The organism is Anaerostipes sp. CAG:276 (assembly GCF_000432215.1).
In the GTDB taxonomy this organism is placed as follows: domain Bacteria; phylum Bacillota; class Clostridia; order Lachnospirales; family Lachnospiraceae; genus Anaerostipes; species Anaerostipes caccae.
This window is the reverse complement of the sequence record NZ_FR889191.1, coordinates 115,552-115,754: the sequence shown is the minus strand read 5'-3', so window position 1 is coordinate 115,754 and position 203 is coordinate 115,552. Positions and strand designations below refer to the sequence as shown.

General features: G+C 52.2%; 1 pseudogene. It reads right to left on the bottom strand.

Annotated features, from left to right (window positions below):
• Positions 1 to 203: pseudogene (locus tag QVP35_RS09405) on the bottom strand (NADH:flavin oxidoreductase); the annotation flags it as partial.

Genomic DNA, 203 nt, shown 5'->3' with positions numbered 1-203 from the left:
CCCTGCCGTATTCCGCCCACAGCGATTACAGGACAGCTCACTCTCTGTTTCATCTGCATGGCGCCCCAAATACGGATATTGAAGGGAAATTCGTCAGGAGGATTCTCCATGGTCCTCTCATCCATAAAGCCCGTAGACCCGAAGCCTGTGGATACATGCAGGAAATCCATGCCGGCTTTTTCAAACGTCCCCGCCATAAATGC